This is a genomic window from Rhodococcoides navarretei, assembly GCF_038069675.1.
GTDB classification, from domain to species: Bacteria; Actinomycetota; Actinomycetes; order Mycobacteriales; family Mycobacteriaceae; genus Rhodococcoides; species Rhodococcoides navarretei.
Map to the genome: position 1 here is coordinate 290,855 of NZ_JBBPCN010000001.1, position 13,711 is coordinate 304,565.

Below are 13,711 nucleotides of genomic sequence, written 5' to 3' on the forward strand. Positions count from 1 at the left end.
TTCACACTCGTCAATAGGGGGCGCTTCATGACCGACACCGATCCACGCCGCACGGACGGCAGTCACTCCGTGGCCATCGATTCTGGGATGTCCAAAACGCTGCACCACGGCCTTGCCGTGCTCGAGTTACTGGCCGAACATCCGAACGGCTTGTCGATCACCGAGATCGCCGACGGAATCGGGGTGCACCGCACCGTCGCGCACCGGCTGGTTCGCACGCTCGAGGCTCATCATCTGTGCCGGCGAGACGACTTCAAGCGCATTTCGCTCGGGGCCGGGCTGGTGGCACTCGCCGAACCCGTCGAACAAGATCTGCGAACCGTGGCGCGCCCCGTTCTCGAAGAACTGGCGGATCAGCTGGGAGCGACCGTCCATCTTGTCGTTCGCGAAAATTCGACGGAGGTCCGGGCTTTGATGGTTGTCGAGCCACGAGGCGCGAAGGTGCACGTGGCATTTCGTGGGGGGCAGGTCGATCCGATCGATCGAGGATCTGCCGGCCTGGCGATGCTCGCATCCTTGCCCCCGGCGGATGGGGAGCGTGCTGAAGTGGCGAGGGCGCGACGCATCGGATATGCGGTCACCCATGGCGAAGTGATTCCATCGGTCGGCGGAGTGTCCGCCGTGGTGCCGGGTCGCCGCGGAGACGCCATGGCGAGTGTGGGTGCGTCGGTGTTCGAGATCGACGACGAAGAGGAACTCGGTGCGGCCGTCGTCGCAGCGGCGGCACGGTTGGGGCGTTTGCTTCGTTAGCCGGTGGTTGGGGGTCGTGTCATGCGTCGTCGCGAGACACGGTCCTGTGTTGGATACGCCACCGATTATCCACTCGCACAACATGATCCCGGACCGATGTGAATCGGACGAGCCGGGTCTCGCCGCCGCGTGGTGTTGCCATGATCTGGAGGTAGCAGTCGACTGTCAGTTCGTCGACGCTCACGAGATCGACGGCAATGTTCGTGATGACGTGCCGACGCCTCTCGTTCGCGTCGGCCGCGCTGTCGAAGAAGCGTTGGGCAAAGGCGGTCAGCTGGTCGCTACCGACCTCGGGTTCGGGGTAACTGGGCGAATCGAAGACGCCGTCTGGGGTGAATGTCTCTGCCCACTCCGTCGCGCGTCCGGAATCGATTGCGTGGCTTTGCCTGCCGTACAGGAGTTGAACCTCGGCAACGGTTGTCGAGTCCGGTTCGGGCATCAGCGTCTCCTTCGGTGCGCTATTCGCACGGATGGTGCGGATCGATGCGACGTTACGTTTCGATCCGTTCGGCAGTCGAGTCAGGGTATGTCCGCGGTTCTCGCATTCCCAGTTCGCCGTGAGATCACATGGACGATGCTGCGAATGTCAGAAACACGATGAACAATCCGACACCACCGAGTGCCGCACCGATCACCGCCTCCCGGCCGTTGGATGCATCGCCTTCCACCGCGCGGCCGAGACCGATCCAGCCACTGACCACCGCGACGATTCCGGTCGGGATGGTCACGAAGTCGCCGATGAACGGTACGAACGCGCAGATGACCGCCATGATGCCCGCCACCAACGCCAGGCTTCCAGCGCCGTCGCGGAACATCGACTGAGAAGGGGACTTACGTTTCACCGTTCTCCTTCTCGGTCCATCGTCGAAGCACCGTTCCGGCCCGTTTCCACAGTTTGCCGACAAAGACGCCTCCATAGTAGAGATCCATTGCCCTGCGCCCCGGTTCGATCCGGGATCGGGCTTCGTTCGAACAGTCGAGGGGCCGCCGGAGTGATGACGTCGAACTTCGCACCTGACCGGGCCGTCAGAGGTTGGGCGTGCTCCTACGGACCCGATGGTTGTGCCATGCCTGTGTCGTCAGGGGCACCGCTATGAAGGCGAAGCCGATGATCGGCAGCGATATCGGCCACGGAATCGACAGGTTGTTCGCCGCCAACAGTGCACCGGCCAACGCCATCGACGCGCCGACGCTTTCCAGCAGGTCGATCTTGCGGGGCCGGACCGGCGGGAGTCCGATCCACGGGATACGTCGTCCCGCGTTCTCTCGTGAAACCCGCCGCGCCGCAGCGATGGAGAGCGCGGTTCCGATCGCGAGCATGCAGACCCCGGCGACGACGGCCCACTCGTGACCTCCGTCGATCCACATCGAAGCCAGGTACAGCGCCGGGCCGCCGGCATAGGCGCAAAACACCTTCCAGGGAGGTGCGGACTCTCGCTCGTCGTGCTGCACGTCGACCGGCCGCATCGGCTGCAGGGGCTCCATGGCTCGACCCTCCCACATCAGTGCTCTTGACCGGCCGCACCAACGCGCCGTACCCTGACCGACAGTTGATATACCAGAAGGCACGACATCGAAGACCCGAGGAACCACAGTATGACCACAGCGCTCAAGATCGACGGGACGGCGGTCAGCGCGGTCGTCAAGGACGATCTGCGCCACCGCGTCGAACTGCTGGCGCAGCACGGAATTCGGCCCGGTCTGGGCACGATTCTGGTAGGCGACGATCCGGGTAGTCGTTCCTACGTCGCGGCCAAGCATCGCGACTGCGCCGAGGTGGGACTGCATTCGATTCAGGTCCGGTTGCCCGCGACCGCGAGCCAGCACGAGATCGAAGACGCCGTGCACGCCCTCAACGACGATCCCGAGTGCACCGGTTTCATCGTCCAGCTGCCGCTTCCCCCACACATAGACACCCATCGGGTGATCGAGCTGATCGATCCACGCAAGGACGCCGACGGACTGCATCCGACCAATCTGGGTCGGCTCGTGCTCGGCATGGACGGACCGCTGCCCTGCACGCCGCGCGGGATAGTGGAACTGCTTCGCCACCATGATGTTCCGATCACCGGCGCACGCTTCTGCATCATCGGGTGCGGTATCACCGTCGGGCGACCGCTCGGGTTGATGCTCACGCGTCGAAGCGAACACGCGACGGTGACGATGTGCCACGAAGCAACCGTGGACACCGCCGCGCACACGCGCGCCGCCGACGTCGTCATCGCCGCGGCGGGTGTTGCGCATCTGGTGCAACCGGATTGGATCAGTGCCGGGGCAACGGTGCTGTCGGTGGGAATCACCCGCACCGTCGAGGGCATTCTCGGTGACGTGCACCCCGGCGTCGAGCAGATCGCGGGGCGGCTCAGTGGAGCGACCGGCGGCGTCGGTCCGATGACGCGGGCCATGCTGCTGACGAACGTGGTGGAATGTGCGGAAGCGGCTCAGGCAGAGGGAATGAAGGACTCGCGGTAGCCCATCTTCTCGCTGATCTCCGCCGTGGCGGCCAGTACGTCGGGGACGATGGCCCGCATTCTGGTTTCGTCGAAGCGATACACCGGACCGGAGACGCTCAGCGCCGCGGTCGTCTTTCCGGTGTAGTCCAGGATCGGGGCAGCGATGGCATTGAGTCCGGTCTCGAACTCCTCGACCACCACGGCATAACCGAGCGAATCGGCAGCGTCGAGTTCGGCGACGAGGCCGGCCGTGGTGGTGAGCGTGTGTTCGGTGTACCGATGGAGGTCGAGAGAGTCGACCACCGTCTGCCGGGTATCGGCATCCAGAGAGGCAAGTAGCACCTTGCCGCTCGCGGTGGCGTGCAGGGGAGTTTGCTCCCCGATCCAGTTGTGGGTTCCTACCGAGCTGGGTCCACGTGCTTGATCGAGGTGCACCGCCGTATTCGCCCGCAGCACAGCGATATTCACGGTTTCGCCGAGCTTTCCGGCGAGACGTTCGCAGACGGCGTGGCCGTATTCGGTGATCTCCAGGCGCTCGGGTACGGCGGCAGCGAGCCGAAGAACCCCGAGGCTCAGCCGATACTTGCCGCGGTTGTGTGTCTGCATCACCATGTCGTGTTCTTCGAGTGACGCGAGCAGCCGCGACACCGTCGACTTGTGCACGCCGATCTCGGCGGCGATGGCGCTCACGCCTGCCTCCCCGAGCCGTGCCACGACCTCGAGCACTCGAAATGCGCGGTCGACGGATTGGACGCCGCCCTCCGGGGCACGTGTCGAATCGTCGGTTGCCACCTTCGCGACTATACGTAACCGGACATTCACCGGGTGGGACGCCCCCTGGGGCGGTGAGGTCTAGATGACGGCCCGAACGGCGTCGTCGAACTCGGTCACGTGTGCTCGGGCGATGGTCGCGGCATTCTCCGAGTCCCCGGCCGCAATGGCCCGCAACAGCTCGGCGTGAGTACCCACATGGTCGGCCAGTGGGGGCAGTCGATCCATGAACAACCAGAAGATCCGTGTGGCCAAGTTGTTGTAGCGGATCAAGGCATCTTCGAGAACCGGATTCGCTGCCAGCCGGTAGACGGTGCGATGCACCTCCGCATCCCACGTGATCAGATCGTGTTGGGTGGGTGACGCAACCTCGAACTCCTCGGTGCGGTCGGCCATGCCCAACAGAACCTGGCGCTGAGTTGCTGTTGCCGCGGTGGCGGCTTTGGCTGCGGCCAGCGGCTCGAGCCGCTGCCGGATCTCGGAGATGTCGCCCAGGTCGGCGACGTCGATCGACGTCGCGAAAGTGCCGCGCCGAGCGTGCGAGATGACGAGTCGTTCGTATTCGAGGCGTTTGAGCGCTTCCCGGACGGGGGTGCGGCCGACGCCGAGCTCGGCTGACAATGCCGATTCGACGACAGCTTCACCCGGCTTGATCACCAGCTTGATCAGCTTGTCGCGAACTGCCGAGTAGGCGACGTCGGCCATGGTCGCCGCCGGTTCGCCCGGCACCCCCGACGGTCCGGGGTTGCTGGACGACGCGACCTCGACACTCATGGTCACCGAGTCTATCGGCACCGAGAATGCGACAGGGGCGATCAGCCCTCGATGCGATTCTTCAACCAGTCGTGGAAGATGCCGATGTGGTGTTCACTACCCACCAGCACACCGCCGTCACGGTACTTCCGTGAGCTCATGGCGGGCTGGCAGCGTTCGCACGCCTCGAAGTCCTGCAGGTTGACGCGGTGGAACAATTCCACCGAGTGCTGTAAGTCCCGTCCTGATGCGACGACACCGGGCAGATACAGCCAATCGCATTCCACCAGAGTGCGATCGGCGGCAAGCGGATACATCCGATGGATGATGACGTGATCCGGGACGAGGTTGACGAACACTTGCGGTCGGACGGTGATGGCGTAGTAGCGCCGGTCCTGTTCGGGTGCGATCCCGGGGAAGGCGTCGTGCCCCTCGGAGCCGTCGAGCGTGAATCCCCTTACGGATTCTCCGAACTCGGCTCCGTGGCCCACGTAGTACTGGGCGGCGTAGCCGTCGGCGAACTCGGGTAGTACCTCGGTCAGCTCGGGGTGGATGGTGGCGCAGTGGTAGCACTCCATGAAGTTCTCGATGATGAGCTTCCAGTTGGCCTTGACGTCGTAGCTCACCCGCCTGCCGAGGCCGAGATCCTCGATCTTGTAACGGTCGATGGATTCGACGTCGCCGAGTCGATCGCGGATGTCCTGCACCACCGTGGTGTCGAAGGATGCGGGGTTGTCGCTCAGGTTGACCCAGACGTATCCGAGCCATTCCTCGACGGCCACCGGCGACAAACCGTAGCGAACCCGGTCGATGTCGGGCATCTTGGTGAGATTCGGTGCGGCGATGAGCTTTCCGTCGAGGTCGTAGGTCCAGGCGTGGTACGGGCACTGGAACGATCGCTTGACCTCGCCCTTGTCCTCCATACAGATTCGCGCTCCGCGGTGAGCGCAGACGTTGAGGTAGGCCTTGATGGCACCGGTTCGCGTCCGAGTCACGATCACACTCTCCCGGCCGATCTGTACGGTCCGGAAAGCGCCTGGCTTGTCCAGGTCCGCGGCGCGAACCGCGCAGATCCACAGCTCTTCGAAGATCTTCTCCTGCTCGAGCTCGAAGATCGCCGGGTCGGTGTAGTAGCGACCCGGGAGAGTGGAGATCAAACTTTCGGGCAGGGGGAGAGGCGTTGCGGGGGCAGTGGTGTCGGGAATGGTGGTCAAGGGGTCCTCCGTACGTGGCCGACCTTGTGGGTCGGTGACGAGACGTCAACTGGCATAAAGTAATACGACGGGTGAAGCATCCGGAACGACGGTGGTGTCAGACTGTTCGAGCGGGTGCCGAGAGCTGACGGCGCCAGCGGGTGAACAACCGGACTTGATTGACACCGAGTACGCCGACCGGAAATCCGTCGGATCGGTACACGGCGAGAAAGCTGCCCACCTCGGGCGAGCCCTCCTCGATGGTGCATTCACTGTCCGGGCCTGCGGTGCCGGCGAATTGAATGCGAGAACCGTACTGATCGGACCAGAAGTACGGGGGTTTGACGTGTTGGCCGCCGTAGCTGCCCGCAAGCAGCGTTGCCACCGCGACGGTGGGGCGTTCGGACGCACCGGCCCAATGCTCGACTCGTCGATGGGTCCCGGTCGAATCGAGCCACGCGGCGCAATCGCCGACGGCGACCACTCCGGGCACAGCGGTCGCGCCGCCGCCGTCGCACAGGATTCCGTTGCCCAGTGCGAGTCCGCTGGTGCCGAGCCACTCGATGTTCGGAATGCCGCCGATGCCGACCACCACGACGTCTGCGTCGAGGAGTCGGCCATCCGCGAGCCGAACGCCGGTCACTCGGTCGGTGCCGGTCAGTCCGTCGACGGCGGTGCCGCAGATCAACGTGGTGCCGTTCTCGTGGTGCAGATTGCCCACCGCGCTACCCAGTCGCGCGCCGAGTGGCCCGGCGAGCGGTGACGGGGCGGCTTCGACGACGGTGACATCGAGGCCCAGTTTCCTTGCGGTGGAGGCCACTTCGGCTCCGATGAAGCCGGCCCCGATGACCACCAGCTTCGCTCCCGGCGCGAGCTCCACCCGCAACCGATCGGCGTCGTCGATCGTGCGCAACACGTGCACCCCCGCGAGGTGCTCGGTACCGGGAAGCGACCGCGCGCGCGAGCCGGTCGCCAGGATGACGCCGTCGGAGGTGAGTTCGGCACCGTCGTCGAGGGTGACGGTTCGACGCGATGGATCGAGTGCCGTGGCTGTACGGCCCAGAATCCAGGTGGCATCGAGGTTTTCGTCCTCCGGCTCGAGTGCGAGAGTGCTCACGTCCACGTCGCCTGCGAGGTATTCCTTCGACAGGGGAGGGCGGTCGTAGGGGCGGTGGCTCTCGGCGCCGACGATGGTGACCGCGCCGTCGAACCCGGTCGCCCGCAGTGCCCGGGCAGAGCACAGACCGGCCAGGGATGCTCCAACGATGGTGACGCTCTTCATGAATGTCCCTCGGCGGCCAGCCGGCTGCGAACGTCGGGCGGAAGATTGGGAGTCGCGGTGCTCAGCTCGATGTAGATCACACCGTCGTCGACGACAACGGTGTGAGTGCGCACCGGGAGCTTCGCGGGCGGAGCATCGACTGCTCCTGTGCGCAGGTCGAATGTGGACGCATGCAGCGGGCATTCGACCGCGCATCCCTCCAGCCAGCCGTCGGCGAGCGACGCGTCCTGATGCGTACAGGTGTCGTCGATCGCGAACAGCTCACCGTCCTCGGTGTGGAACACCGCCACTGGTGGGGTGGTGTCGACGCGTAGAGCTTCGCCGCCGGGGAGGTCGGCCAAAGGGCACACCTTGAGCATCCAGATCCTTCCTGTATCGCTATGCGGAACACGTCTTACTGGACGCAACAATAGTGTGAACATTCACACAGGGGCGTGTCAATAGGTGACAGCACTTTTCACTCCTGCGAAACACGACGTAACCGGAAGCGGACAAACTACGCGTTGTACCAGCTGAGCACGTGTTTAGCATGCGCAATGACGTGCTCGTGCGGTGCGAGGTGACCCCGGCTCGGCGGTGCGCACAGGGGGTCCACGGGCCTGTGCGCAGCGCCGATTCTCCGCTACCGCCGGGTAGTTACTGACATGCTTGATATATCAGAGGGCTCAGCTGCCGCGGGCGATCCATTCTTCGAGGTGTGGTGCCTCGTCGCCGATGCGGGTTCGGTTGCCGTGTGCGGTGTTGACACGGAATGTCCCGCTCACAGGATCACCACCGAACGCAGGACGGTGCCCTGGTGCATCTTCTCGAACGCGGCTTCGACGTCGTCGAGGGTGATGCGTTCGGTGACGAACTTCTCGAGCGGCAACCGGCCCTGCTGGTACAGATCGACCAACTGTGGGAAGTCGCGTTCGGGCAGGCAGTCGCCGTACCAGGACGATTTGAGCGAGCCGCCGCGGGAGAAGAAGTCGATCAGCGGCATCTCGAGGGTCATCTCGGGTGTCGGTACGCCGACGAGCACCACGGTTCCGGCGAGGTCGCGGGCGTAGAAGGCCTGCGTCCAGGTTTCCGGGCGACCGACGGCGTCGATGACCACGTCGGCGCCGAACCCGCCGGTGAGTTCCTGCACCGCTTCGACGGCGTCGACGAGGGAGGAGTCGACGGTGTGGGTGGCTCCGAGTTCGAGGGCCCAGTCGAGTTTTCCTTTGTCGCGGTCGACGGCGATGATCGTCGACGCCCCCGCCAGGCGGGCTCCGGCGATCGCGGCATCACCGACACCACCGCACCCGATCACGGCGACCGAATCTCCGCGGGAGACGTTGCCGGTGTTCATCGCGGCCCCGAGCCCGGCCATGACCCCGCAGCCGAGCAGTCCGACGACGGCAGGATCGGCGTCGGGGTCGACCTTGGTGCACTGGCCCTCGTGGACGAGGGTCTTCTCGGCGAACGCTCCGATACCCAGAGCAGGGGTCAGTGCGGTGCCGTCGTCGAGGGTCATCTTCTGGGCGGCGTTGTGGGTGTCGAAGCAGTACCACGGGGTGCCGCGTTTGCAGGCTCGACATTCCCCGCACACGGCACGCCAGTTCAGGACGACGAAGTCGCCGACCTCGACGTGCTCGACGCGATCGCCGATCGTCTCGACGATGCCGGCGGCTTCGTGTCCGAGCAGAAACGGGAATTCGTCGTTGATGCCGCCCTCGCGGTAATGCAGATCGGTATGACACACCCCGCACGCCTGGATCTTCACGACGACCTCGTTCGGGCCGGGATCGGGAATGGTGATCGTCTCGATCGAGACGGGCTCGCCCTTGCTCTTGGCGACGACGGCGCGGACCTGCTGCGGCATGGTTGGTACTCCTGAAGTAGGGGAAGGAACGGCATCGAAGCCGCTGGCGGCACTTGGGATTGCATTAATATATCAGTTACCAGGCAGTGCGAAATGTTAAATACGAGTATCGAATTCGGACATCTTTCGGAAAGCCTGCCTGTGTAACTGCAGTTCACAGCGTTGTTCGGTTTCCGTAAGCCGTGCTGATGAGCCTGCAATGGATGGCCATCTCTTGACATCGCCCCTGGGTCGGCCCAGTCTTGTTCGGGTTCCAGCAAATTCAAGTTGCGCAGAGAGCAACGAGTCGCGTATCCATCCGACCACCCACGCTGCGTGCACGGGCGACACACCTATTCGGCGAGAGCCGGAGGGAGAACGATGTGACAACGAACAGCAAACCCCGGGTCGACAAGCCTCGGGTCGCGTCATCCGAGAAACATGCGCCCCACCATTACGGCCCACTCGAGGTCTATCACCACGGAGACGGGGGAAAGCCGCGTACCGACAAGGTGGTCTTCGGTGTCACTGCCGCCATCGTGATCGCCATTCTGGCGTGGGGCATCCTCGGCACCGAGAACATGAAGTCCGTCAACGCGTCCGTACTCGATTGGGTGGTGACGAACGTCGGCTGGCTGTTCATCTTCTCGGCCACCGGGTTCGTGATCTTCGCGATCTGGCTCGCGCTCAGTCGCTACGGGAAGATTCCGCTCGGCAAGGACGGCGAGAAGCCCGAATTCAACACCGTCAGCTGGATCGCGATGATGTTCAGCGCCGGCATGGGGATCGGCTTGATCTTCTGGGGAGTGGCCGAGCCGCTCACCCACTTCGTCACCCCGCCGCCCGGAATCACCGATTCGACTGTGGGAACGGCGCTTTCGACGGCCATCTTCCACTGGGGATTGCACCCGTGGTCGATGTACGCGGTGGTCGGATTGTCGATCGCCTACGGCACCTACCGGATGGGCCGCAAGCAGCTCATCAGCTCCTCGTTCATCCCGCTGATCGGCCGTCACGCCGAAGGCCCCATCGGCAAGGTCATCGACATTCTGGCGATCTTCGCCACGATGTTCGGCACCGCGGCATCCCTCGGCCTCGGCGCACTCCAGATCGGTTCGGGTATCGAGGTTCTCGGCTGGGTCAACCAAGCGGGGACGCTTCTGCTCGTGGCTGTCGTCGCGATCCTGACGCTCGCGTTCGTCGCCTCGGCAGTATCGGGAATCTCCAAGGGAATTCAGTGGCTGTCCAACATCAACATGGTGCTGGCCCTGCTGCTCGCGGTGTTCGTGTTCGTCCTGGGACCGACGGTGTTGATCCTGAACCTGCTGCCCACCACCCTCGGTGACTACGCCGCGCACATCGCCGGAATGTCGGCGCGGTCGGCGGCATCCGGTGGTCCCGAGACCGAGTCCTGGCTCTCGTCCTGGACGATCTTCTACTGGGCCTGGTGGATTTCGTGGACCCCCTTCGTCGGTATGTTCCTCGCTCGCATCAGTCGTGGCCGCACCATCCGCCAGTTCGTCATCGGCGTCATTCTCATTCCGACGTCGGTGAGCTTGGTCTGGTTCTCGATCTTCGGTGGAGCCGCAATCGGCGAGCAGCAGAAGGGGACCGAAGACCTGGTGGCCCTCGGTAAGCCGGAATCGCAGCTGTTCGCGGTCCTCGGTCAATTCCCGTTGGCCGGCATCTCGTCGGTGCTGGTGATGGTGTTGGTCGGCATCTTCTTCGTCAGTGGAGCCGACGCCGCCTCGATCGTGATGGGCACCCTGTCGCAACGAGGAACCCTGGATCCGTCCCGTGGAGTCGTCGCCTTCTGGGGCGTGGTCACCGGCGGCATCGCAATCCTGATGCTGTGGACGGGAGGATCGGACGCCCTCAACGGGTTGCAGACGATGACCATCATCGTGGCGGCACCGTTCGTGCTGGTGATGATCGGTACCTGTGTCTCGCTGTACAAGGACGTCACGAGCGACCCGTTCATCGTCAAGAGTCCCAAGGCTCCGCCGAAAGTGAAGTCCGACAAATGAAGTGAGCCGGTGGTGCGGGGCGCGTACACACGCGTCCCGCGCCTTCGGTATTTCGGGGGTTGACCTCGATCACCCCTGCCCATACTCTTGATATATCAATCTATGGTTAGTTGTCGTGCAGGCCGTCGATCGTCCCGGCCGAGCTCCATCTCTCCACCCCGATACGGAAGGACCACCATGGGTTCACCGAGAGTTGTCATCATCGGCGCCGGCATCGTCGGTACCAACGTGGCCGACGAGCTCACCGCACGCGGTTGGGATCGCATCACCGTGCTGGATCAGGGGCCGCTCCCTCTCACGGGTGGATCCACCTCGCACGCACCGGGTCTGGTTTTCCAGACCAATGCGTCCAAGACGATGACCGAACTCGCCCGGTACACCGTCGAGAAATTCATGGGCCTCGAGGTGGACGGGCAATGGTGCTTCAACCAGCTCGGCGGTCTCGAAGTGGCAACCACCGAGGAGCGACTGGCCGACCTGCATCGCAAGCAGGGGTGGGCCACGTCCTGGGGCATCGAAGGATCGGTCATCGACCCGTCCGAATGCGCCAAACTGCATCCGCTGCTGGACCGTTCGCGTGTTCTCGGCGGTCTGTACGTCGAGACCGACGGACTCGCCAAGGCGTCGCGCGCTGTGGTGGCACTGACCCGTCGCGCAGAATCGCGCGGAGCGGTCTTCCGTGGCTCCACCAAGGTCGTCGGTATCGAACAGACGGGTGGTCGAGTCACCGGTGTGGCGACCGACCAGGGCGTCATCGAGGCCGACATCGTGGTGTCCTGCGCCGGCTTCTGGGGACCCGATGTGGGCGAACTGGTCGGCATGAAGGTGCCGCTGCTGCCGCTGGCGCACCAGTACGCCAAGACCGATCAGATCCCGGAACTGGTGGGACGCAACACCGAAGCGGCCGAGGCCGGCATGCCCATTCTTCGTCACCAGGATCAGGACCTGTACTTCCGCGAGCACGTCGACCGTCTCGGCATCGGCAGCTACGCGCACCGACCGATGCCCGTCGACACCAGGACCCTGCCCGGCGGAGACAGTGTGTCCGACCACGCCATGCCGTCCATGCTCGACTTCACGCAGGAGGACTTCGCCCCGTCGTGGGAGCAGTCCAAGCTGCTGTTGCCCTGCCTCGAGACCGCAAAGATCGATCACGCATTCAACGGAGTCTTCTCGTTCACACCGGACGGCGGACCGCTGCTCGGTGAGTCCCCGGACGTCAAGGGCTTCTGGATCGCCGAGGCCGTGTGGGTCACGCACTCGGCCGGAGTCGGCAGGGCCATCGCGCAGTTGCTGGTCGACGGACGCTCCGAGGTGGAACTGCACGGATGCGACGTCAACCGCTTCGAGGACTTCCAACTCGATCCCGCGTACGTCAGCGAAACCTCGCAGCAGAACTTCGTCGAGATCTACGATGTCCTGCATCCCTCGCAGCCGCGAATGTCCCCGCGTGACGTTCGGGTCAGCCCCTTCAATGCGCGGCAGCATCAACTCGGTGCCGTGTTTCTCGAAGGCGGCGGGTGGGAGCGCCCGCACTGGTACGAGGCCAATGCCGATCTGGTGCAGCAGCTTCCGGCCGAGTGGCAGCCGCCGAAGCGTGACGAGTGGGCATCGATGTTCCATTCGCCCATCGCCGCGGCCGAGGCCTGGAAGACCCGTACCGCCGTCGCCATGTACGACATGACCCCGCTCAAGCGGCTGCGCGTGCGCGGCCCCGGTGCGCTGGCCCTGCTCGAAGGATTGACGTCCGGCAAGATGGACAAGACCGTCGGAGCCGTCACGTACACGTTGGCTCTCGACGAGAAGGGCGGCGTACGCAGCGATCTCACCGTCGCTCGGTTGTCGGCCGACGAATTCCAGGTCGGTGCCAACGGCAACCTCGACTACGACTACCTCCGCCGCGAAGCGCCGAGTGACGGCAGCGTCACCGTCGACGACATCACCGGCTCCACGTGCTGCATCGGTCTGTGGGGTCCGCACGCCCGCGACGTCGTGGAGAAGCTGACCCAGGACGACTTCTCGAACGAGAACTTCAAGTACTTCCGCTGCAAGCAGGTTCGGATCGGCGGAGTGCCCGTGACTGCGATGAGGCTGTCGTACGTGGGCGAGCTGGGTTGGGAGCTGTACACCACCGCCGATTACGGTCAGCGACTGTGGGACATGTTGTGGCAGGCCGGTTCCGAGTTCGGCATCATCGCCGGCGGGCGCGCTGCGTTCAACAGCCTGCGGATGGAGAAGGGCTACCGATCGTGGGGGTCGGACATGACCACCGAACACAACCCCTACGAGGCAGGTCTCGGCTTCGCGGTGCGCCCGCAGAAGGGTGAATTCCGCGGCCGCGACGCCGTGCTCGAGATGTCCGACGACACCGTCTCGAAGAAGTTGGTCTGCCTGAAGATCGACGACGGCACGTCGGTGGTACTCGGTCACGAGCCCGTCCTGGTGGACGGTGAACCCGCCGGCTACGTCACCAGCGCCTCGTTCGGCCATACCGTCGGTGCGCCGATCGCCTACGCCTGGGTTCCTGCCGGTAGCGCAGAACCCGGTGCAGCAGTAGAGATTCGATACTTCGATCGGCTCGTGTCTGCCACCGTCGTGGCCGAGCCCCTCGTCGACCCCGAGATGGCCAAGATCCGCAGCTGACGACCCACCAGTAC

13 protein-coding genes are annotated in these 13,711 nt (G+C 64.3%); 4 read left to right on the forward strand and 9 right to left on the reverse strand.

Annotation, left to right across the window (positions count from 1 at the left end):
- Nucleotides 1-87: 87 nt before the first annotated feature.
- Nucleotides 88-750, forward strand: a complete 663-nt coding sequence (locus AABD04_RS01460; protein WP_243594453.1) for an IclR family transcriptional regulator — start codon at nucleotides 88-90, stop codon at nucleotides 748-750.
- Nucleotides 751-769: 19 nt separating this feature from the next.
- Here AABD04_RS01460 and AABD04_RS01465 read toward each other — a convergent pair whose 3' ends face one another.
- From AABD04_RS01465 to AABD04_RS01475, 3 genes are all read right to left on the reverse strand, one after another.
- On the reverse strand, nucleotides 770-1,189 hold the full coding sequence (locus AABD04_RS01465) for a nuclear transport factor 2 family protein (protein WP_341439959.1): 420 nt from the start codon (nucleotides 1,187-1,189) through the stop codon (nucleotides 770-772).
- A gap of 124 nt (nucleotides 1,190-1,313) precedes the next feature.
- The gene (locus tag AABD04_RS01470) at nucleotides 1,314-1,592 is read right to left on the reverse strand and encodes a hypothetical protein (RefSeq protein WP_341439960.1); all 279 of its coding nucleotides are present in this window, start codon (nucleotides 1,590-1,592) and stop codon (nucleotides 1,314-1,316) included.
- A 184-nt stretch (nucleotides 1,593-1,776) separates the two neighbouring features.
- A complete protein-coding gene (locus AABD04_RS01475; protein ID WP_341439961.1) occupies nucleotides 1,777-2,235 on the reverse strand; it encodes a hypothetical protein in 459 nt (152 codons plus the stop codon).
- Nucleotides 2,236-2,346: 111 nt separating this feature from the next.
- Here AABD04_RS01475 and AABD04_RS01480 point away from each other — a divergent pair, with 111 nt between their 5' ends.
- Nucleotides 2,347-3,222, forward strand: coding sequence for a bifunctional methylenetetrahydrofolate dehydrogenase/methenyltetrahydrofolate cyclohydrolase (locus AABD04_RS01480; RefSeq protein WP_341439962.1), 876 nt, complete (start codon nucleotides 2,347-2,349; stop codon nucleotides 3,220-3,222).
- On the opposite strand, the gene AABD04_RS01485 is transcribed toward AABD04_RS01480, so the two are convergent.
- The 6 genes from AABD04_RS01485 to AABD04_RS01510 form a co-directional block, all read right to left on the reverse strand.
- Nucleotides 3,192-3,995 carry an IclR family transcriptional regulator gene (locus tag AABD04_RS01485; RefSeq protein WP_243594422.1) on the reverse strand — a complete coding sequence of 268 codons (804 nt, stop codon included), beginning with the start codon at nucleotides 3,993-3,995 and terminating at the stop codon, nucleotides 3,192-3,194. The genes AABD04_RS01480 and AABD04_RS01485 overlap by 31 nt on opposite strands.
- A gap of 60 nt (nucleotides 3,996-4,055) precedes the next feature.
- Nucleotides 4,056-4,748: a GntR family transcriptional regulator gene (locus AABD04_RS01490; RefSeq protein ID WP_341439963.1), complete on the reverse strand. Its 693-nt coding sequence runs from the start codon at nucleotides 4,746-4,748 to the stop codon at nucleotides 4,056-4,058.
- A gap of 41 nt (nucleotides 4,749-4,789) precedes the next feature.
- The gene (locus AABD04_RS01495; RefSeq protein WP_243594420.1) at nucleotides 4,790-5,941 is read right to left on the reverse strand and encodes an aromatic ring-hydroxylating oxygenase subunit alpha; all 1,152 of its coding nucleotides are present in this window, start codon (nucleotides 5,939-5,941) and stop codon (nucleotides 4,790-4,792) included.
- A 97-nt stretch (nucleotides 5,942-6,038) separates the two neighbouring features.
- Nucleotides 6,039-7,202 carry an NAD(P)/FAD-dependent oxidoreductase gene (locus tag AABD04_RS01500; RefSeq protein WP_341439964.1) on the reverse strand — a complete coding sequence of 388 codons (1,164 nt, stop codon included), beginning with the start codon at nucleotides 7,200-7,202 and terminating at the stop codon, nucleotides 6,039-6,041.
- A complete protein-coding gene (locus tag AABD04_RS01505) occupies nucleotides 7,199-7,561 on the reverse strand; it encodes a bifunctional 3-phenylpropionate/cinnamic acid dioxygenase ferredoxin subunit (protein ID WP_032405160.1) in 363 nt (120 codons plus the stop codon). Before AABD04_RS01505 ends, AABD04_RS01500 begins: the two co-directional genes overlap by 4 nt.
- Before the next feature lie 401 nt (nucleotides 7,562-7,962).
- Nucleotides 7,963-9,048: an S-(hydroxymethyl)mycothiol dehydrogenase gene (locus tag AABD04_RS01510; RefSeq protein WP_341439965.1), complete on the reverse strand. Its 1,086-nt coding sequence runs from the start codon at nucleotides 9,046-9,048 to the stop codon at nucleotides 7,963-7,965.
- A gap of 491 nt (nucleotides 9,049-9,539) precedes the next feature.
- Here AABD04_RS01510 and AABD04_RS01515 point away from each other — a divergent pair, with 491 nt between their 5' ends.
- On the forward strand, nucleotides 9,540-11,054 hold the full coding sequence (locus tag AABD04_RS01515; RefSeq protein WP_243611019.1) for a BCCT family transporter: 1,515 nt from the start codon (nucleotides 9,540-9,542) through the stop codon (nucleotides 11,052-11,054).
- Nucleotides 11,055-11,231: 177 nt separating this feature from the next.
- Complete coding sequence (locus AABD04_RS01520) at nucleotides 11,232-13,697, forward strand: GcvT family protein (RefSeq protein WP_341439966.1); 2,466 nt, start codon at nucleotides 11,232-11,234, stop codon at nucleotides 13,695-13,697.
- The last annotated feature ends 14 nt before the right edge of the window (nucleotides 13,698-13,711 follow it).

What these genes read in the sequence shown, in the direction of transcription:
- AABD04_RS01505 (WP_032405160.1), bottom strand. Translation starts at nt 7,561, where the DNA reads ATGCTCAAGGTGTGCCCTTTGGCCGACCTCCCCGGCGGCGAAGCTCTA.
- AABD04_RS01475 (WP_341439961.1), bottom strand. Translation starts at nt 2,235, where the DNA reads ATGGAGCCCCTGCAGCCGATGCGGCCGGTCGACGTGCAGCACGACGAG.
- AABD04_RS01510 (WP_341439965.1), bottom strand. Translation starts at nt 9,048, where the DNA reads ATGCCGCAGCAGGTCCGCGCCGTCGTCGCCAAGAGCAAGGGCGAGCCC.
- AABD04_RS01480 (WP_341439962.1), top strand. Translation starts at nt 2,347, where the DNA reads ATGACCACAGCGCTCAAGATCGACGGGACGGCGGTCAGCGCGGTCGTC.
- AABD04_RS01460 (WP_243594453.1), top strand. Translation starts at nt 88, where the DNA reads ATGTCCAAAACGCTGCACCACGGCCTTGCCGTGCTCGAGTTACTGGCC.
- AABD04_RS01490 (WP_341439963.1), bottom strand. Translation starts at nt 4,748, where the DNA reads ATGAGTGTCGAGGTCGCGTCGTCCAGCAACCCCGGACCGTCGGGGGTG.
- AABD04_RS01465 (WP_341439959.1), bottom strand. Translation starts at nt 1,189, where the DNA reads ATGCCCGAACCGGACTCGACAACCGTTGCCGAGGTTCAACTCCTGTAC.
- AABD04_RS01520 (WP_341439966.1), top strand. Translation starts at nt 11,232, where the DNA reads ATGGGTTCACCGAGAGTTGTCATCATCGGCGCCGGCATCGTCGGTACC.
- AABD04_RS01500 (WP_341439964.1), bottom strand. Translation starts at nt 7,202, where the DNA reads ATGAAGAGCGTCACCATCGTTGGAGCATCCCTGGCCGGTCTGTGCTCT.